We start from the raw sequence: 18484 nt of genomic DNA on the forward strand, positions 1-18484 counted from the left end.
ACTACTGCTTAGGCTTTTAGCATAACTTCATTTTTCGCCCGCTTTTAGGGGGCGTGGTCTTATGCGCTCTTTTTCGGAATGGTACTTAAATCACAATGTTTCAACCTTCATCACCTCCTTATGTTTGAGGGATTTGCCCTCTCGATGGGTCTATCATAGCATGAGCCAGCGGAATACCCCATGCCGGAAACGGCAAGGTTTCTTGCTTCAACAGCAACCCTAAAATGGGAGGGTAAATTGTTCGGGTGGATCGTCGTTTTCGATCTCCCGGACCCAATCAGGAGTTGGTTTAGGCGGGGGAAATATGTAGTCCAGGGCGGGGCCGTGGTCCGTGGGAGGCTTGTCCTGATGATATTCAATCACATGGTGAATTCTACGAAGAAACGCTTTCCAGGTGGCCGGTTCATTCTCCTGCACATTTTTGTATTGCTGAGAGAGGTCTATATTTGATATGAGATAAACCGTGGTGTAACAGGCTTGACGCTGGGAATATCTGGCAGGTAATGCCAGCGGATACCCGTCCAGGTAGTCCAACATATCACCGACCATAAGAGAGGAGCGAAATTCATCGAACAATAAAACCGGCTCCTGAGCATAGCGGTCAAATGGGTGGGTGTAATCTGTCACCCGGTAGACATTGGAATAACCATGCTTTTCCATAACCCCTCTGGTTTTGCCGGTTGCAGTGGGGCCGAAAATATAGGTCACATCCAGTTGCCGAAATTCGTCCCGGTATCTGGCCTCTAAAATATCCTGCCTGATTTTATCCATACGGGAGATATGGATTGCAAGGTCTGGATTTTGAGCCATGATCTCGGCGTTGCTAAGACCGTCTGAAATCATGTGGTAAAGCTGGGCTATGTCTGAGCGGTAGCCTTGGCCGGGTTCGTCTGGCAGCTCTCCCCACTCCTCAAAGGTGCCGGGGGTGCTGGTGTCGGCCTTAGGATCATCAGCCCACCGACCTGACTTGGCGATATAGTCCCGATTTTCTGAGGGAGAACCGTGGGCCTGTTCTATATGTGCGTCAGGGAATAGCTTTTTGATACGACTGAATTTAGCGGGGGATTTTAGCTGTATGAATATATGGGTGTGAGGAGTATGGCTTTCTAGCCCGACTTCATCAGCCATGCAATAATAGACGGCTGATTTTAACTGCCCCAAACACAGCTTGATCTTGTCATGGTCAAACTGCTTGTCCTGAGGGTTGTTTATCGTGATCTGCCACTTGCGGGCTTGTGGGTCTTTCATTGGTATCACCTCCAATCTGGTAGGTATAGTGCAAGTATAAGTTGAGTGTTGGAGATAGGTAATGCCAGAAACGGAAATGTAAATATATAGAAATAAACTACAAAATACAAAGGTAGCCTAGAGGTAATACTTGCTCTAGGCTACCAGGGCGGCACATTCCCCGCCCTACGGGCGGAAGTTCCACACAACGACAAGAGCAGCCGCCTCCGCTTACGCTCCAGCGTCCGCCCTTGCCGTCGGCGGCGTTTGGAACGCCGCAGCGGTTAGTTGGTTATATTGGTGCCGCCCTTAAGTAAACACGCTGACATAGACATCATGGAAGTTCTCTAATGGCGTGCTTTTACCTGTCCCATCCACCGGATCAAAACGGAACACCTGAGACGGAAACTCCTCGATCCCATAGCAATGCGGCTTAACAGAATTGCTAATCTCAGAATAATGGTTCATGAGACGGCAAAAATCGTCCTTCGGAAACGCCTCGTCATCTCTAAGGCGTATAGCAAAAGAATAAATTGTATGCGGCCCACAACGCTGGATATACCCAGGCTCAGACAAGTCCAAATCTTGGATTCTAAAACCCAGATTAGATATGGCAAGCCATGTCATGGCGATAACAGTGATGTCCTCAGTCGATAAGTTATTCATGATAAATACCTCCTCAAATTGAAATGGTAAGGGATATCCTGCCGTTGCTTGCATCACGGGCGTCTACAATATAGGCAGGGGCAAGCCCAAGTGCAACGCAGTAATTCGGCAACGTCGAATTGAGCTTACGAACGATTTGCTCTATTGGGGTTGAATCATAACTAAAATTGCCAATGCCTCCGTTCATGCTACATCTTCTGTCAAAAAAGTACGTAAAGAAAATTTTTCTGTTTTCACAGATGATTCCTTGACCATCCGGTGCCACGTGCTGAGGGAGGTCCCCAGGACGGCACAGTCCACAACTTGAATAGTTGTTGCCCACGCACCGGATAAGGGCACGCAGATATCCCCCATAAAAATCCCAATCCTGAGGGGTAGGGATAAATATGATCTGCTGATTCTGCTTGGTACCAATGTGAAACCGGTCAGCAACATAGGCTGCTGCAACCAACGCTGCAATCAGCACCAGTGGAACTATAATGATAAAAGCAAAAAATTTCATAGCATTTTTTCCTCCTTAATTTTTACAGTGACTTTTGTACCGTGGTCATGGACAGCGGTCACAGAAAGGCCGTCCGGGAGAACGGCGTTAAGGGCCGCTTGCACAGCCACAGTGTCAATGTGCGGCAGCGTTTTGGGACGAGGCCCTCTGTGCTTGTACTCGTTGCCGTAGGGAGCTAAATTGACTGTGATGGAGTTATCTGGGTTAACTTGCGGGCTTAACTCCCTGGCCGGGTATTTGATGTAGGCCAGAGACCGGAGGGCCAGGGGCCTGGTGGGGGCGTTGATAACCTCCACCAGGGCCCTTACAATTCGGTCACTCAATGATGATGTCATCATCGAGTTTGATAGTGGCAACCTTACCATAGCGATTGTAAAAAATTGTAATCTCTTGGCCGACAGCGGGCGTGAATCCCAAAGCTGCTAGCTTGGCAGCGGAAAGGAAAATACGCTCGGAGCTCTCTCCCTGACCTCGCTTAGGGTCAATGGGATCAGAAACAAAGATGGTGGTTCCAGATACGACAGAACCATCAGACCCCTTAAATGATGTGGTTGACACTCCGATTACTTTAGACATGGTTTTCATTCCTCCTTATATGTAATATCCCTTGGTGAGTTCCCTCCCTTGCGGGAGGTCTTGCACCGGGAGGGAGAGGGGGAGGCCCCGGAGGGCCTATCCCGTTCTCCACGATACCATTGTCCCATACTAATGGCCTATTAGCATTGCCGGAACCGGCAACCTTGTAGTTAAGAGGCCATCAAGTCATCCACCAACTTGTTGAGGTCCAGGTGATATACATACCGAAGAGCGACCATCAGTTTCAAGTTGACATGGCGCTTGTCCTTTCCAGACTTAGCAAGGATTTTCGACAAATGCGCTTCGTTACGGATGATAGGGTACAGCCTTTGAGCAACACTTGCCTGAGTGTCAGTTCTGATAACAACATCCTGGATAGCTTTATCAAGGACCTTTTGAATACTGTTGATTTTTTCGACCTCCCTATCCTCAAAACCATTGATGATATTGCGACCTTGATGGAGACGGGCGGTCTCTCGCTTTTCCTCATGAGCCTGTGTATTGTTAGTAGTACAAGAATTGTTAGGATTTCGGGTGTCCATGGTGGTACATGACCACCGCCGGCGGGGTTTTTCTCCTTTTCAAATGTTGTTCAACGTTGTGATTACAGTATACGCTTTTCGTTTTTCGCAATTTTTAGACACGTATCCCTTCATTTGGCATATACGTTCTGAATAATTTTACTGATGTACCCGAAGCTGTAATGAACGTATTAAAAAGAAAGGCTGTCAATACTGGAAAAATGACGAAATTTGGGAACAAAAAAGAGGCCCCCGGTTAGGGAGCCTCTGAAAGGTGTGTATATCGTTTTACGGAGTGTGCGCCAGTTGCGCCAAGGGCGCACAGATGGGCGGGGCGAGATCAGGAGGTTAGAAGCAGTCAGAGGACTGCCAGCGTTCGCAAGTTTAACACCTCCTGTTTTAAATGGTTGGAGAGGGCTGACATAGCAGCCCTCTCCTGTATTTCTTGGTTGTATTAGGGGACCCACATACCTCCATTATCAAATATGACTCCACCATGCTGCTCAATAAATTCTATATTTTTTTCATAAATTTCCTGTTCCTCAGGAGTTATGTCACTACTAGGGGCCTGTGTGCTTGGCGTCTGAGTACTGGGAGTCTGTGTGCTTGGAGTTTGTGTGCTGGGTGTCTGAGTACTTGGTGTTGATGTATTAGGTTTGCTAGTCTGACCACTATTGCCGCTGCTGGTGTTACCGCCTGTACTGGGCTTGGTGGTTTGACCACCACTGCTCTGATTACCACCGCTGCTAGTGTTGCCACCTGTACTGGGCTTGGTGATGGTCAGATAACTGCTATTCACATATGCCACGCTGTCCCCATAAACAATCCTTGACCAACCGTTGTCCCCAACTCCAGTACGGGTAACAGAGGCACCAGCAGAAAGGCTTCCCACCTTATCACTGTCAGCAGAGTAGCTAGAGCGTACATTGACCGAAGTGGTAGCGTATACCGTTTCGTTGACCTCTGTGAACTTGGGGCCAACCTCCTCAGGCACAGGCGTTTCCTCTGGTGTCTCTTCCTGAGGCTGGGCTGTTTCGGGTGTGGTTTCAGGCGTTGTTTCCTGGGTGGTTTGGGCGGTGGTCTGCTCAACCTCGGGGGTGCTGGTGTCCACGGGCTGGGTGACTTCCGGGGTGCTGGTGTCCTGGCTGTTGTCGGCGGCGTTGTCGCTGGAACCACCGCAGGCGGTCAAGGACAGGGCCAGGGATAGGGACAGGCCAAATAGTAAAGCCTTTTTCATGATGGATTCCTCCTGTGCCGTCAACGGTGACGGTTTTTATTTCCTCTCAACGGTCCGGCCCGCTGGGGGTGGGATTGCTCCCGGTCCCCCGTTGGGCGTTTCCGCCGAGATAAATAAAAGCGGTGCAGGTTTCCCTACACCGCATTGAGGTACGACACAAAGCCCATTAGAACCACCTTGTAAAATGGACCCAAAGCGGCTATAATGAGAAAAGGCGTAGCGAAATGCTATTGTGTGGGAGGACCTATCTCCTGCATAGGGGCATGGGGAGGTGCGAACTCTCCATGTCCTGCCTCTATTTATCTCGATGGCACTATTTTACTCCATAACGGGAAAGATTGCAAGGTCATTTGAAACGGTCCGAAATGGGCCGTTTTTTGTTGTTCAGAGGGTGGCTGTGTGTGGTGACGGCGGCTGGGTGGCCCGCCACGGGTGGGGTCTGGGTGCTGTACGGAAAGCTGGGTGCAAGGCGGGGAATAAGGTTGGTTCCGCTCCATGGAATATCCCCGCTGTGGGTTTAGGGAGAGATGGGAAAACTGGTCCCCGTGGGATATTCCGTCGCTGTGATCCCCCGAGGGGGATAGGGTTTTGAATGTGCACTTTCAAGATTCTTCTTTTTCACCGTCTGCTTCCAACAGGCTAATGATATAGGCGTTTAAGCTCATGCCATGGGCAGCGGCTTGGGCCTTATACTTTTCTTTCTTTTCCTTCTTCAAATCTAAGCTGATTCGAGCGTAACTCTCTTTTCTATATTTGAGGGTTGCGTTTTTTTGTGCCTCAGAATATGCCATAAAATCACCTCGTTTTTCATAGTTTATCATATACGGCGGTATATGTCAAGGTGCACAATTACGGTGGTATATATTCTGCAGAAATATATACTGCGGTATATTTACTTTTTATATACGGTGGTGTATAATTAGGTATAGAAAAAAGGAGTTGATCCTATGAAACAGACCACAAAAATGAGCCGGGCCGTCAGCCAATTAGAGCATATCTATAACGCATTGAATACAGACTTTTTTCAAAGTGAGCTGCCTATCCCCATTATTACAGTACAAAGCAAACCGGGAACCTACGGACACTGCACCACCAGCAAGGTATGGCAACGCAAAGACGGCGGTGCTTATGAACTGAACATTGCCGCCGAGGTCCTAAACTATCCGATTGAAGAAACCCTGGATACCATGCTCCATGAAATGGTCCATCTGTATTGCCGGGAAAACGGGATTAAGGAAGTCAGTCGGGGAGGGAAATACCACAACAAGAGATTCAAGGCCGAGGCTGAGCGGCGGGGGCTTGTCTGCATCCCCTGTGGACAATACGGATGGAATACCACCCCAAGCGATAAGCTCGTTGAATATGCACTTTCAAAAGGCTGGAATGAAATCAAAATTGGGCGTGGCAGTTTACCCCCCATCATTCGCACAGGGGCCAGCGGTACAGCCCAAACCGGAGCGGAAACGACCGGCGGCGGAAAGCGACCCAGCAGCACAAGGAAGCTGCAATGTCCGAAATGTGGTTGCAGCGTGAGAGCCACAAAAACAGTCAGAATCATGTGCATGGACTGCATGGAACAAATGATAGAAATTTGAATGTGCACTTTCAAAAACTCCTCAGGGAATCGCCCCCTGGGGAGTTTAAATATAAACAAAAAAGACCGACACCCAAATCAAATGAGTGTCGGCCTTTCTGTTACCGTACTAGTAGCATTCCCGTAAAAACATTGTGTGTAAACGGTGTGTAAGCTCAAAATAATTCAAACTTTTTCGCTAAATAATGGTGAAATTTTATAGCGAATCAACCGATTCTATCATATTCTCACGGGATTTATGCCTGTTTTTAGTACATCCCGCCCATGTCGGGAGCAGCGGGGGCGGGAGCGGGGGGCTGGGGCTTGTCGGCCACCAGGGACTCGGTGGTCAGCAGGGTGGCGGCGATGGAGGCGGCGTTCTCCAGGGCGGAGCGGGTCACCTTGGTGGGATCCACGATGCCGGCGGAGATCATGTCCACGTACTCCTCGTTGTAGGCGTCGAAACCGTAGCCGGTCTTGTCGGCCTTCTTCACATTCTCCAGCACCACGGAGCCGTCGATGCCGGCGTTGGTGGCGATCTGACGCATGGGCTCGGTGAGGGCCTTGGCGATGATACGCACGCCGGTCTTTTCGTCGCCCTCGGTCTCAGCCAGCAGCTTCTCCACAGCGGCCACGGCGTTCACGTAGGCGGTGCCGCCGCCGGCCACGATTCCCTCTTCCACAGCGGCACGGGTGGCGTTCAGAGCGTCCTCGATGCGGAGCTTCTTCTCCTTCATCTCCACCTCGGTGGCGGCGCCCACCCGGATGATAGCCACGCCGCCGGCCATCTTGGCCAGGCGCTCCTGCAGCTTCTCCCGGTCGTAGTCGGAGGTAGTGGTCTCGATCTGGCTACGGATCTGGTTGGTGCGGTTCTTGATGGCCTCGGAGGTACCGGCGCCGTCCACGATGATGGTGTTCTCCTTGGAGACCTTCACCTGGCGGGCCCGGCCCAGCATATCCATGGTGGCTTCCTTCAGCTCATAGCCCATGTCGGCGGTGATGACGGTGCCGCCGGTGAGCACAGCGATATCCTCCAGCATCTCCTTGCGGCGGTCGCCGAAGCCGGGGGCCTTGACGCACACCACGTTCAGGGTACCGCGCAGCTTGTTGACGATGAGGGTGGACAGGGCCTCGCCCTCCACGTCCTCGGCGATGACCAGCAGCTTCTTGCCGGACTGCACCACCTGCTCCAGGATGGGCAGCAGCTCCTGAATGTTGGAGATCTTCTTATCGGTGATGAGGATGAGGGCGTCGTCCAGAACAGCCTCCATCTTCTCAGTGTCAGTGACCATATAGGGGGTGATGTAGCCCCGGTCAAACTGCATGCCTTCCACGACCTCGGAGTAGGTCTCGGCGGTCTTGGACTCCTCCACGGTGATGACGCCGTCATTGGACACCTTCTCCATGGCCTCGGCGATCAGCTTGCCCACGGTCTCGTCGCCGGAGGACACGGTGCCTACCCGGGCGATGTCGTCGGAACCGTTGACCTTCTTGGAATTGGCCTTGATGGCCTCCACAGCGGCGGCGGTGGCCTTGGCGATGCCCTTCTTCATGACCATGGGGTTAGCGCCGGCGGCCAGGTTCTTCAGGCCCTCCCGGATGATGGCCTGAGCCAGCAGGGTGGCGGTGGTGGTGCCGTCGCCGGCCACGTCGTTGGTCTTGGTGGAGACTTCCTTCACCAGCTGGGCGCCCATGTTCTCAAAGGGGTCGTCCAGCTCGATCTCCTTGGCGATGGTCACACCGTCGTTGGTGATGAGGGGAGCGCCGAACTTCTTGTCCAGCACCACGTTGCGGCCCTTGGGGCCCATGGTGATCTTCACGGTGTCGGCCAGCTGGTTGACGCCCCGCTCCAGAGCGTGGCGGGCCTCCTCGCCGTAGCAGATGATCTTAGCCATAATACATTACCTCCAATTTGAGTCGGGCGGAAGCCGCCCGGAAGATTTCATGTCACAGAGGACGGACGCACAATGTACGCCCCTACAGGATCAATTACTCGACAATCGCCAGGATGTCGCTCTGACGAACGATGGTGTACTCCTCGCCGTCGATCTTGACCTCGGTTCCGGAGTACTTGCTGGTGATGACCTTGTCGCCCACCTTCACGGTCATGGTGACTTCCTTGCCGTCCACCAGACCGCCGGGGCCCACCTCGATGACTTCGGCCACTTCGGGCTTCTCCTTGGCGGAGCCGGTGAGGATAATACCGCTCTTGGTCTTCTCCTCAGCTTCCACCAGCTTGAGGACCACACGGTCGGCGAGAGGCTTGAGTTTCATAATGGGTTCCTCCTTACATGTATGACTAGATTTTCTTAATTAACCGATTTAAGCTTTAGCACTCATTTTGTCGGAGTGCTAACTACGTGTATGATAATACCCCTCTCCGCAAAAAAAATCAACCCCCTTTTTTGAGAAAAGAGGGTCGTTTTTTAAAAAGTTTAATTTTTGTTCACAAACTCGCGCATGGAGTGCTAATCTTATGCTCCCCTACGACTTCCCCACCTGTCGGAACCCACAGGATATCCGGGGGATAAAAGAACCACACCTTCTTTTCCGACAGACGGACGGAGACCTCCGTGCCCGTCACCAGCTCCCCGTCCACATTCACTTGGGTGGTCCGGTCACACAGCACCCGCATCTCCCGTCCTCGGCGGAGGATGACCCTTGGGATCTCCCCCACCTTCCCCCGGGCATACTTTTGGATGAGGGCTAGCACGGTGACCCGGGACACCGCCGGCACCACAATGAAATCCAGCAGCCCATCGTCGGGTCGGGCCGTGGGGCTTGGGTTAAACCCACCCCCATAGTACCGGCCATTACAGGCGCACAGCAGGGTGAATCGGCCTCCGGGCAGCATCTCTCCATCAACGGTCACCCGGTAGGGCAGGTGGATGCCTCTGGCAATGGTCTCCAGAGCGGACAGCCGGTAGGCCATGGAGCCGCTGACCAGAGGAAGGTTCTTGAACTTGGCCGCTCCAAAACCGATGCGGGCATCAAAGCCCACCGAACATACGTTGAGAGACAACCTACCATTACAGTCAATGAGATCCATACGAATCTGGGGGCCATGGGTCAGCCGGTCCGGCTGGAAAAGTCGGACGGCCTCCGCCCCAAAAATCCGCAGGAAGTCATTGCCCGAGCCCAGGGGCACGTGGGTCACCGCCACATGGTCCAGCCCGGCAGCCCCGTTGACCACCTCATTGAGGGTGCCGTCCCCACCGCAGGCATACACCCGCAGGGGGTCCCCCAAACCGGCGGCCTCCTTTACCAGCCGGGTGGCGTGGCCGGGGCCGGCGGTGCATACCGCTTTCCAGGGCTCTCCCCGGCCCGCCATGGCCCCCCGGGCCAGCTCCGCCATCTCCCGGCTGCGGTCACGCTTGCCCGCCCGTGGATTGATGATAAACAGGTGTCGCATGGCTCCTCCTCTCCGGCGGATGCCGTTTCCCTTACCGGCGGCGATCCACACCGTACTGGAATAGGTCGCATTTCAGCATTCCGTTGTACAGCTTGCGCTTTTTGTCCGCGGTCTTGCCAAAGGTACGCTCAAATTCCGTGTGGGAGGACAGGACGCTGACCTGCCACCCCTGGGGCAGGGCGGAAGCCGCCTTGCCAAAGGCCTTGTAGAGCTCCTCCGCCTCTTTTTTCTCCAAAATCCGTTCCCCATAGGGAGGATTGGTGACCACCCGGCCAACAGGGGCATCCCGGTGAAACTTCACGGCGTCAGCCACTTCAAAGCGTACCACGTCCTCTACATCGGCTTTCACCGCGTTATCCCTGGCAATGGCTACCGCCTTGGGGTCCATGTCTCCCCCCCAGATCTCATAGTTACCGCAGTACTCCTTGTCCATGGCCTCGTCGGCGGCTTGTAACCACAGGTTGCTATCCAGCCACTTCCACTTCTGGGCGGAGAAAGCCCGGCTCAGGCCGGGAGCCCGGTTTTTGGCAATGAGAGCGGCCTCAATGGGAATGGTGCCTGAGCCGCAAAAGGGGTCACAGAAGGGATCTCGCCCCCGATAGTGGGAGAGGATCACCATGGCGGCGGCCAGGGTCTCCCGCAGGGGAGCAGTCACTCCCACCGCCCGGTAGCCCCGCTTGTGGAGCCCGGCACCAGAGGTGTCCAGCATCAGGGCCACCTGATCCTTCATGATGGAGAACTGCACCTGGTACAGCGCCCCGGATTCGGGCAAGGTATCCATGCCGTATTTCTCTCCCAGTCGGGCAGCGATAGCCTTTTTCAGTACCCCCTGAATGGCCGGCACCGCATGGAGCTGGGAGTTGAGAGAATAACCCTTTACTGGAAAGGCCCCCTCCCGGGGAATAAAATCCTCCCAGGGCAGTGCTTTCGCTCCCTGAAACAGGGCCTCAAAATCGGTTGCCTCATACCGGCCCACCACCAAGAGAACCCGTTCTCCGGTGCGCAGGTTCAGGTTGGCTCGTGGGATGTCCTCCGGCCCTCCCTTGCAGCACACCCGGCCGTTCTCCGCCCGCACCTCCGGCAGCTCCAGCCGCCGCAGCTCGTTGGCGCACAGGCCCTCCAGGCCGAACAGGGTGGGGATCATCAATTCCAGTTCTCTCATAGCAGGCTCCTTGTCATATCCAGTCATTATGTGAAGTATACCCCATTTGCCTCCGGATGGCAAATCCGGAAACGGATTTTCCTTTTCTTTTTTACAGAAGTATGCTAGGATACGGAGTATAGAAAGGAGGGCGCCTATGCCCATACCAAGTATCTGTTGGCTCGCTGCGTTGATCGTCCTGATCCTGGTGGAGGCCGCCACGGTGGGCCTGGTGTCCCTGTGGTTTGCCCTGGGGGCCCTGGCCGCTCTGCTCACCTCCTTCTGGGTGAACAGCATCTGGGTGCAGCTGGGGGTCTTTCTGGCGGTGTCCCTGGTGACCCTGCTGGTGATCCGCCCTCTGGCCCGCCGGTACATCACCCCCCGGCAGGTGGCCACCAACGCCGACCGGGCAGTGGGGGCCGAGGGGATCGTGACCCAGGCCATCGACAACCTGAAGGCCAGCGGCCAGGTCTCCGTCCTGGGCAGTGTGTGGACCGCCCGGGCCCAGGGGGACGTATTCATTCCCGCCGGGACCACCGTGAAGGTGCTGCGCATCGAGGGGGTCAAGCTCATCGTCTCCCCCGTCCGGGAGGAGGTCCCACAGTAACCCATCCGTGTACTTTGTCTTTAGGGAGGAATTAGGTATGCCGTTGTTTGAGTCCATTCCCGTGATCCCCATTATTATTGTGCTGCTGGTGGCTCTGCTCATCGCCATTCTGGCCGCCAACCTGAAAATCGTCCAGCAATCCAAGGTCTACGTCATTGAGCGGATGGGCGCCTTCCACGCCGTGTGGGGGGTGGGCGTCCACTTTAAGCTTCCCTTCATCGAGCGGGTGGCCAAGGTGGTCTCCCTGAAGGAGCAGGTGGTGGACTTTGCCCCCCAGCCTGTCATCACCAAGGACAACGTGACCATGCAGATCGACACGGTGCTCTACTTCCAGATCACCGACGCCAAGCTGTACACCTACGGGGTGGAGCACCCCATGAGCGCCATTGAGAACTTGACGGCCACCACCCTGCGCAACATCATCGGCGAGCTGGAACTGGACCAGTCCCTCACCAGCCGGGATATCATCAACTCCAAGATGCGATCCATCCTGGATGAGGCCACCGATCCCTGGGGCATCAAGGTCAACCGGGTGGAGCTGAAGAATATCATCCCGCCCCGGGAGATCCAGGACGCCATGGAGAAGCAGATGAAGGCCGAGCGGGAGCGCCGGGAATCCATCCTCCAGGCCGAGGGCCAGAAGCAGTCCCAGATCCTGGTGGCTGAGGGTGAGAAGCAGTCCCTGATCCTCCGGGCGGATGCCGCCAAGCAGGCCGCCATCATGAAGGCCGAGGGCGAGGCTGAGGCCATTCTGAAGGTACAGCAGGCCACCGCCGAGGCTCTGAAGCTGCTCAACGAGGCCAGCCCCACCGAGCAGGTACTGAAGATCAAGGCCCTGGAGGCCTTCCAGGCCGCCGCCGACGGCAAGGCCACCAAGATCATCATTCCCTCGGAGATCCAGGGCCTGGCGGGGTTGTGCGCCTCCGCCAAGGCGGTGTTGGAGTCCGCCTCTGATTCCGCTAAAGCCTGAGCCATTCCACCCACCGCCCTGCCGCTGCCCCGGCAGGGCGGTTTTTTGTCCCTCCTCCGCCGGCCGCTGCCCACAAAACGCCCCCTGCGTCCCGGCTGGTACCGGGACGCAGGGGGCGGGCTTTCAGCTATCCGATTTCTCTTATTTGCACCAGGTGATATTGTCCCTCTCCCGCTCCGGGGCGGCGGGACGTTCCCCCGCAGCATAGCCCAGGGCCACGCCGATCAGGGGCTCATAGCCCTCCGGCAAACCCAGCCGGGCCCGCACCTCCGGATTGGCAAAGGCAATCATGGGCCCCATGAGGAAACAAGACCCCAATCCCAGCTCTGTGGCAGCCAACATCATGTTTTCTGCTGCGCAGGACACATTGGCCATATTAAAGCCCTTTTCATCGTTGCCGCCGGGAGCGGAGAGCACCACCAGGACAGGCGCGCCATACAGAGGATGGAACCCCTCCTGGGCGGCCAGATTTTCCAGGAAAGGCACGCCGGAGTGCTTCATTCCCTCTACCGCCGCCCTGTCCACAGCCTGAATCTGTGCCTGCCCTTCAAAGACGCTCATATGGAACTGTCCGAATATAGGAGCCTGGTTACCTGCCCGGAGTACCGCCTCCACCTTTTCCCGCTCCACGTCCCACGCCTCATAGGCTCGGATGCTCCGGCGGGTCTCAATCGCTTGCTGTACATTCATTGGTAAATACCCCTTTCTTTTTTTGTGCTTCTGGATATAATTATAGGTACCGGCAAAAAAAGCACAAGTACGCAATATTTTTTTACCCAGTAAGCAAAAACTTAGTAAGGAGGGATATCCATGGAGGGTTGCCCGGTCAGATTCGCCTTGGGGCTGGTGAGCGGCAAATGGAAGCTGCGCATCCTATGGGAATTGAACCAGCAGGAAATCATTCGCTTTAACGAGCTTCAGCGCAGGCTCCCCGGCATCTCCAGCGTGATGCTCTCCAAATCCCTGGATGAGCTGGAGCAGTGCAGGCTGGTCCATCGGGAGCAGTACCCGGAGATCCCGCCCAAGGTGGAATATTCGCTGACTGAACTGGGCCGCTCCATAGACCCTGCCTTAAAGGCTCTGGGGGCCTGGGGCGCTCAGGCCTACGAGCAGATCCACGCCAACTGATTTCTGCCGGCACGCAGAACAAAAAAACACAAGGCTGTCGCGGCAAACTGCGACAGCCTCGTGTTTTTATATGTATATGTAGCCGAATTTTGTCAGAATTCCTCTTCCTCTTCTCCCCCAATAGGCGGCGGCACAGTAGGATTGTCCCGCTCAAAGTTATCAAAGTAATCCACATCCTGGAGCTCTGGCTTGCGGTGACGGATGGCTTCGGTAATAATGGGATAGAGCACGATGGCCAGCAGGCCTCCGGAAAAGCCATTATTATACAGGTTAAAGCCCTCCACCGGAGTGCCTGCCCGAAGCACCACTGAGGAGTGAAGGAATCCGGCCAGGATTCCAAAGGGCCAGCCGAAATAGCCCGAAATGGGAGCCAGGGTGGTACCGAACAGCAGCGCCAGTTGGACGCCACTGTCGTTGATATGCCAGTGCATACAGAAACTACCCAGCACCACGCCCAGCATAATGGGGATGATATTACGGGCGTGCTTACCAAATCCGGAGAATCCCATGATAGTGAAAATGCCCCCTATGGTTGGTCCGTTGAGATCTCCGCCGGTGGCCAAGATAAAGCCCATGCCAATGAGCCCGTTGATCCCCATGCTGATAAGGGTGGCGGGAGCGCCCAGCATCCGCAGGTAATCGCTGGGGGCCCGGCCGGTGGTGAGGAGCAGCCGGCGATAGCCGGCCCAGGCGGCCCAAGCGGGCCGGCCGCTGAAAAACAGACCCACTACGATGAGCCCCACGCACAGCACGCCCAGACAGATGCCCAGCTGGGCGTTGTAGCCGGTGGCCCAATGGTGGGCTACCGTGGGGTTCGCCCCCAGGGAGGTCATCACCGGCACCAGGATGGTGGCCAGAAGGCCGCAGGCAAAGCCCATATTGTACAGGTTCATACCATTCTGGATCTTATATGTATAAGCTGACATGGGGGGCAGCACAAAGCCGATGACCGCCCCAATGAGGATAGCCCACCAGATATTGCCCCAGCCGTTGTCCAGGGCCACATAGCTCACCACCGGCGAAAGCGCGGTAGCCAACAGGGACACCGAGGCATATTTACCGAACTCTTCCCGCCGTACCTTGGCGTACAGGAAGGTGCCGCCGATGATAGGCCAGATGTTGGCAATGTTCTTGCCGAAGAGGGCAAACCCCGCCATCAGGCCGATCTCTACCAGCGTAAACCCGTTGAGAGGATCCTTACTCAGATGGAGGATCCCCAGACTGATGAGCACCACCAGAGCGGCATTGACAAAGGCGGCCCCAATGCCGGCAATCTGGATATAATCGGTGATAAGAGCGTCCTCCGTGAGGATGATCTTCCACAGGCCAGGCAGGATAGTTGCCGGATCTCCCAGGATCAGACCGATGGCCGTCAGATAACAGGCAAAACAAATGGCTGCGGGATAGATCTTGTGGTAACGCATGGTGTTCCCCTTTCCTGCAGTCGTTCCCGCTCCTACAGCCCGGCGAAATAATCCCGGGTCTGTTGGGCGTTGCGCATCACTTCTTCTTTCAGGGCGGGAAGGCTCTCAAACTTCCGCTCCCCCCGCAGCCGCTTGTAAAACTCCATCCGCACGGTCTGGCCGTATAGATCTCCGCTGAAGTCCAGGATGAATCCTTCCACAGTGACCCGATTTCCATCGTCCACCGTGGGGCGCACTCCCACATTGGTCACCGCCAGACGATGATCCCCGTTTTCAAACCACACTTTTGTGGCATACACCCCGTAAGCTGGGATGAGCACCCCAGGCTGGAAGCGCAGGTTTACCGTGGGAAACCCCAGCGTAGAACCCAGTTTCTTCCCGTGGGCCACCTGGTCGGTTAGGGTGTGGGGATGGCCCAGGAACTCGTTGGCCCGCTCCATCTCCCCCTGGGCCACCAGGGTACGGATGTAGGTGGAGGAGATAGTGATATGATCCCGTTCCACCTTGGGAATCACATCGCAGCCCAGACCCAGCTCCCGGCACAGCCCCTGGAGCCGGACAGGGTTACCCTCCCCCTTGTAGCCGAAATGGAAATCGTGGCCCACCACCAGGTGGACCGCCCCGTGCTGAGCCACCAGATAATCAGTAACAAAATCCCGCCAGGGCAGGTGCATCATCCGCTCGTCAAAGCGGGCCACAATCACGTCCTGGATACCGTAGTACCGGCGCATCAGCTCCGCCCTGTCCAAAGGAGAGCTGAGCAAAGGCACCACCGGAGCATTGAGGATCAGGTTTTGGGGGTGGGTATCAAAGGTGACCGCGGCAGGTACGGCCTTCAATGCCGCAGCCATCTCCCCCACACGCCGCAGTAGGGCTCCGTGGCCCAGATGGACCCCGTCAAAAAAGCCCAGGGCGATCACCCGTTTCGTCTGTGTTTCCTTCACGCTGCTACACCTCGAAAAAACTCTTAATGGTAGTCAATTTATTCCCCTTTACCTGGCTCAGGGCCAGAAAGTTCCCGTCTACCCCGTATAAACGGTACTCACCATCCCCCGGCGGAACGGGCAGGGTGAGCACCGCACCGTTGCGCACCTTGCGCTCCGCCTGGTGGCTTTTGAGTACCAGCATGGGCCGTGCGGCAAAACAGCTGTCCACCGGCACCAGCAGCTCAGCTGGGTCGGCAGTGGCCTGGAGCTTCTCCAGGGTGACCGCCCCCTCCAGACCGTAGTCTCCCACCTGAGTCCGCCGCAGGGCTGACATACAGCCCCCACAGCCTAAAGCCTGACCGATGTCGTGGCAGAGAGTGCGCACATAGGTACCCTTGGAACAGACCACCCGCAGGTACCAGGTATCCTCCTCCTCGGGGAACCCTTTCGGGGCTGTCTCCAGCAGCTCCAGGCTGTAAATGGTCACCGTTCTGGCAGTGCGCTCCACCTCCTGGCCCGCCCGGGCCAGCTGGTAAAGCTTTTTCCCCCTGATCTTGATGGCCGAATACATGGGCGGAATTTGGGAAATCTCCCCCTGGAAGGCCGCCAGGGCCTTCTTCAGCGCCGCCCGATCAACCTGGACCGGCCGGGTTTCCGTTACCTCGCCAGTGGTATCTTGGGTATTTGTGATAACACCTAGTTTTAACGCGGCAAGATATTCCTTTTTACCCTCGACAGCATATTCCACCGCCCGGGTGGCCCGGCCCACGAACACTGGCAGCACTCCGGTAGCCATGGGATCCAGCGTCCCTCCGTGACCCACCCGCTTTTCATGGAGGATGCCTCGGATCTTTGCACATACATCCATGCTGGTCCACCCTTGCGGCTTGTCGATGATCAAAACGCCGTTAGCCATCCGCTTCCACCTGCCGAATGGCCTCCAGAATGGCAGCCTCAGCCTCCTCCGGCGTACCGGGTACGGTGCATCCGGCGGCAGCGGCATGGCCGCCGCCGCCCAGCAGGGCACAGACGCGGGTAGCATTCAGGCCGCCGCTGGTGCGAACAGACAGCTTGCTGCCTCCCTCCTCCAGCTCCCGGATGGTCACCGAAGTCTCCACCCCTTCAATCTGGCCCAAAAAGGCAGCAATATCCTCCACGTCCCGTTCCTCAGCCCCAGCTTTTTCCATAAGGGCCAGGGACACTGTGGCCACAGCAATCTTTCCACCTTGGTAGCGATGCATTCCCTCCACAATATACCGCTCCACCTGGAGTCTGGGCCAGGTCTTGGTGCGGAAGTGGAGCTTGTTCAGGGGAAACACGTCTAGACCGGTATCCATCAGGGCAGCGGCCACTCGGTGGGTGTCCGCCGTGGTATTGCCGTACTGGAAGCAGCCGCAGTCAGTGGACACCGCCACATACAGGGGCAGGGCGGTCTCCATATTGATCTGGCCCAGCTCTTTCAAAATCTCATAGAGGATCTCTCCACAGGCCGCCCGTCCGGCGTCGAGACAGGTCTTCCTGGCAAAAAACTCCTGGGAGGGGTGGTGATCGATGGCCAGATCAATGCCTCGCTCCAGCCAGGCCTTTCCCTTCTCGGTGAATAGGCTTCGGGCGGCGATATCTACGCTGACCACGGTCTCCGGCTCATAGTCCTCTGGGGCCAGCAGTCCCTCCAGATAGGGGGTGAACAGGCTGGTCTCCCCGACGCCGGGGCAGATGTGGGCGGTTTTGCCCAGTCCCCGTAGCCCCTTGCACAGGCCGGCGGCACAGCCAATGGTGTCCCCGTCGGGGCGCTTGTGGGTGAGGATCAGATAGCGGTCATGGCATTTGAGCCATTCCGCCGTCTCACGCACTGTCATGGCTCACTCCTCCTCATCCAGGTTAATGTGGGCGTTGGCGGGGTTGGCAGGCTTCACTACAGTTTCGTCCCGCAGCAGGCTGAGGATGTGAGCCCCCTTCCCAATGGAGTCGTCCTCTACAAACTGGAGCTCCGGGGTATACCGCAGCTGGAGGGCCCGGCCCAGTTCCCGCCGCAGATAGCCCCCGGCGGATTTCAGGCCCTTGACCACTTCCTTCACGTCGCTCTTGTCCAGCACACTGACATAAATTTTGGAATACCGCAGGTCGGAGGTGGTATCCACCCCGGTGATGGACACCAGCCCATGGACCCGGGGATCCTTCACAGTGCGGATAAGAGCGGACAGCTCTCTCTGGATCTCCTCGTTGATGCGTCCGATGCGATTACTTGCCATACTTTTCTCCTATCAAGTATACAGACCCGTCCCCTCCTCAAATGACTTGGGGACGGAACGGGTCTGATTGAATTGTGTCCTGCCTCGCCTTCCCCCTCCAGGGGGGAAGCTATTTATACCTCGATCTGCTCCATCAGGAAGGCTTCGATCACGTCGCCCAATCCCAAACAATGCCACGCATTGTTTGGGAACCCTGCTCCTGCACTCGCTCGGACGAAATGAATTCGCCCTGCGCCAAGGTTTTGCCCAATGGCAAAACGCTTGTACGGCGTAAACGCCGTCCCGCCTGCGGCGGGGCTCAAGGAGGGCGACTAAGAAATCT

22 protein-coding genes are annotated in these 18484 nt (G+C 56.1%); 4 read left to right on the forward strand and 18 right to left on the reverse strand.

Annotation, left to right across the window (positions count from 1 at the left end):
• Positions 1–219: 219 nt before the first annotated feature.
• From H6B51_RS05510 to H6B51_RS05545, 8 genes are all read right to left on the reverse strand, one after another.
• On the reverse strand, positions 220–1248 hold the full coding sequence (locus tag H6B51_RS05510) for a replication protein (RefSeq protein WP_204882729.1): 1029 nt from the start codon (positions 1246–1248) through the stop codon (positions 220–222).
• A gap of 288 nt (positions 1249–1536) precedes the next feature.
• Positions 1537–1893 carry a hypothetical protein gene (locus H6B51_RS05515; protein WP_204882730.1) on the reverse strand — a complete coding sequence of 119 codons (357 nt, stop codon included), beginning with the start codon at positions 1891–1893 and terminating at the stop codon, positions 1537–1539.
• Positions 1894–1906: 13 nt separating this feature from the next.
• On the reverse strand, positions 1907–2395 hold the full coding sequence (locus tag H6B51_RS05520; RefSeq protein ID WP_204882731.1) for a hypothetical protein: 489 nt from the start codon (positions 2393–2395) through the stop codon (positions 1907–1909).
• Complete coding sequence (locus H6B51_RS05525) at positions 2392–2718, reverse strand: hypothetical protein (RefSeq protein ID WP_204882732.1); 327 nt, start codon at positions 2716–2718, stop codon at positions 2392–2394. The genes H6B51_RS05520 and H6B51_RS05525 overlap by 4 nt, the downstream gene beginning before the upstream one ends.
• The gene (locus tag H6B51_RS05530; RefSeq protein WP_204882733.1) at positions 2711–2971 is read right to left on the reverse strand and encodes a hypothetical protein; all 261 of its coding nucleotides are present in this window, start codon (positions 2969–2971) and stop codon (positions 2711–2713) included. Before H6B51_RS05530 ends, H6B51_RS05525 begins: the two co-directional genes overlap by 8 nt.
• 170 nt (positions 2972–3141) lie before the next feature.
• Positions 3142–3513 (reverse strand): hypothetical protein, encoded by a 372-nt coding sequence (locus tag H6B51_RS05535; RefSeq protein WP_204882734.1) that lies wholly within the window; start codon positions 3511–3513, stop codon positions 3142–3144.
• A 433-nt stretch (positions 3514–3946) separates the two neighbouring features.
• The gene (locus H6B51_RS05540) at positions 3947–4729 is read right to left on the reverse strand and encodes an SH3 domain-containing protein (protein ID WP_204882735.1); all 783 of its coding nucleotides are present in this window, start codon (positions 4727–4729) and stop codon (positions 3947–3949) included.
• A 602-nt stretch (positions 4730–5331) separates the two neighbouring features.
• The gene (locus H6B51_RS05545) at positions 5332–5520 is read right to left on the reverse strand and encodes a hypothetical protein (protein ID WP_204882736.1); all 189 of its coding nucleotides are present in this window, start codon (positions 5518–5520) and stop codon (positions 5332–5334) included.
• Positions 5521–5676: 156 nt separating this feature from the next.
• Between H6B51_RS05545 and H6B51_RS05550 the strand changes: the two genes are divergently transcribed.
• Complete coding sequence (locus tag H6B51_RS05550) at positions 5677–6324, forward strand: SprT-like domain-containing protein (RefSeq protein WP_204882737.1); 648 nt, start codon at positions 5677–5679, stop codon at positions 6322–6324.
• A gap of 247 nt (positions 6325–6571) precedes the next feature.
• Here H6B51_RS05550 and groL read toward each other — a convergent pair whose 3' ends face one another.
• From groL to H6B51_RS05570, 4 genes are all read right to left on the reverse strand, one after another.
• Positions 6572–8197, reverse strand: a complete 1626-nt coding sequence (gene groL / locus H6B51_RS05555) for a chaperonin GroEL (RefSeq protein WP_204882738.1) — start codon at positions 8195–8197, stop codon at positions 6572–6574.
• 94 nt (positions 8198–8291) lie between these two features.
• Positions 8292–8576, reverse strand: a complete 285-nt coding sequence (locus H6B51_RS05560) for a co-chaperone GroES (RefSeq protein WP_204882739.1) — start codon at positions 8574–8576, stop codon at positions 8292–8294.
• A 172-nt stretch (positions 8577–8748) separates the two neighbouring features.
• The gene (locus H6B51_RS05565; RefSeq protein WP_204882740.1) at positions 8749–9714 is read right to left on the reverse strand and encodes a diacylglycerol/lipid kinase family protein; all 966 of its coding nucleotides are present in this window, start codon (positions 9712–9714) and stop codon (positions 8749–8751) included.
• A gap of 31 nt (positions 9715–9745) precedes the next feature.
• Positions 9746–10876 carry a THUMP domain-containing class I SAM-dependent RNA methyltransferase gene (locus tag H6B51_RS05570; protein ID WP_204882741.1) on the reverse strand — a complete coding sequence of 377 codons (1131 nt, stop codon included), beginning with the start codon at positions 10874–10876 and terminating at the stop codon, positions 9746–9748.
• A 136-nt stretch (positions 10877–11012) separates the two neighbouring features.
• On the opposite strand from H6B51_RS05570, the gene H6B51_RS05575 reads away from it, so the two are divergent.
• Complete coding sequence (locus H6B51_RS05575) at positions 11013–11462, forward strand: NfeD family protein (protein ID WP_204882742.1); 450 nt, start codon at positions 11013–11015, stop codon at positions 11460–11462.
• 37 nt (positions 11463–11499) lie between these two features.
• Entirely contained in the window at positions 11500–12432 is a 933-nt protein-coding gene (locus tag H6B51_RS05580) for an SPFH domain-containing protein (protein WP_204882743.1), read from the forward strand.
• 141 nt (positions 12433–12573) lie between these two features.
• Here the strand turns inward: H6B51_RS05580 and H6B51_RS05585 are convergent, their stop codons facing one another.
• A complete protein-coding gene (locus H6B51_RS05585; RefSeq protein WP_204882744.1) occupies positions 12574–13122 on the reverse strand; it encodes a nitroreductase family protein in 549 nt (182 codons plus the stop codon).
• Positions 13123–13242: 120 nt separating this feature from the next.
• Here H6B51_RS05585 and H6B51_RS05590 point away from each other — a divergent pair, with 120 nt between their 5' ends.
• Positions 13243–13560, forward strand: coding sequence for a winged helix-turn-helix transcriptional regulator (locus H6B51_RS05590; protein WP_204882745.1), 318 nt, complete (start codon positions 13243–13245; stop codon positions 13558–13560).
• A 92-nt stretch (positions 13561–13652) separates the two neighbouring features.
• Here the strand turns inward: H6B51_RS05590 and H6B51_RS05595 are convergent, their stop codons facing one another.
• Genes H6B51_RS05595 through rbfA form a run of 5 tightly spaced genes read right to left on the reverse strand, consistent with a single transcriptional unit; the run spans position 13653 to position 18162 of the window.
• On the reverse strand, positions 13653–14984 hold the full coding sequence (locus H6B51_RS05595) for a DUF1576 domain-containing protein (RefSeq protein ID WP_204882746.1): 1332 nt from the start codon (positions 14982–14984) through the stop codon (positions 13653–13655).
• A 32-nt stretch (positions 14985–15016) separates the two neighbouring features.
• Complete coding sequence (gene ribF, locus H6B51_RS05600) at positions 15017–15928, reverse strand: riboflavin biosynthesis protein RibF (protein WP_204882747.1); 912 nt, start codon at positions 15926–15928, stop codon at positions 15017–15019.
• A 4-nt stretch (positions 15929–15932) separates the two neighbouring features.
• A complete protein-coding gene (truB, locus tag H6B51_RS05605; protein WP_204882748.1) occupies positions 15933–16826 on the reverse strand; it encodes a tRNA pseudouridine(55) synthase TruB in 894 nt (297 codons plus the stop codon).
• Entirely contained in the window at positions 16819–17769 is a 951-nt protein-coding gene (locus H6B51_RS05610; protein ID WP_204882749.1) for a DHH family phosphoesterase, read from the reverse strand. Before H6B51_RS05610 ends, truB begins: the two co-directional genes overlap by 8 nt.
• Before the next feature lie 3 nt (positions 17770–17772).
• Entirely contained in the window at positions 17773–18162 is a 390-nt protein-coding gene (gene rbfA / locus H6B51_RS05615; protein WP_204882750.1) for a 30S ribosome-binding factor RbfA, read from the reverse strand.
• Positions 18163–18484: the final 322 nt, after the last annotated feature.

The organism is Pseudoflavonifractor phocaeensis (assembly GCF_016901955.1).
Classification (GTDB): Bacteria; Bacillota; Clostridia; order Oscillospirales; family Oscillospiraceae; genus Flavonifractor; species Flavonifractor phocaeensis_A.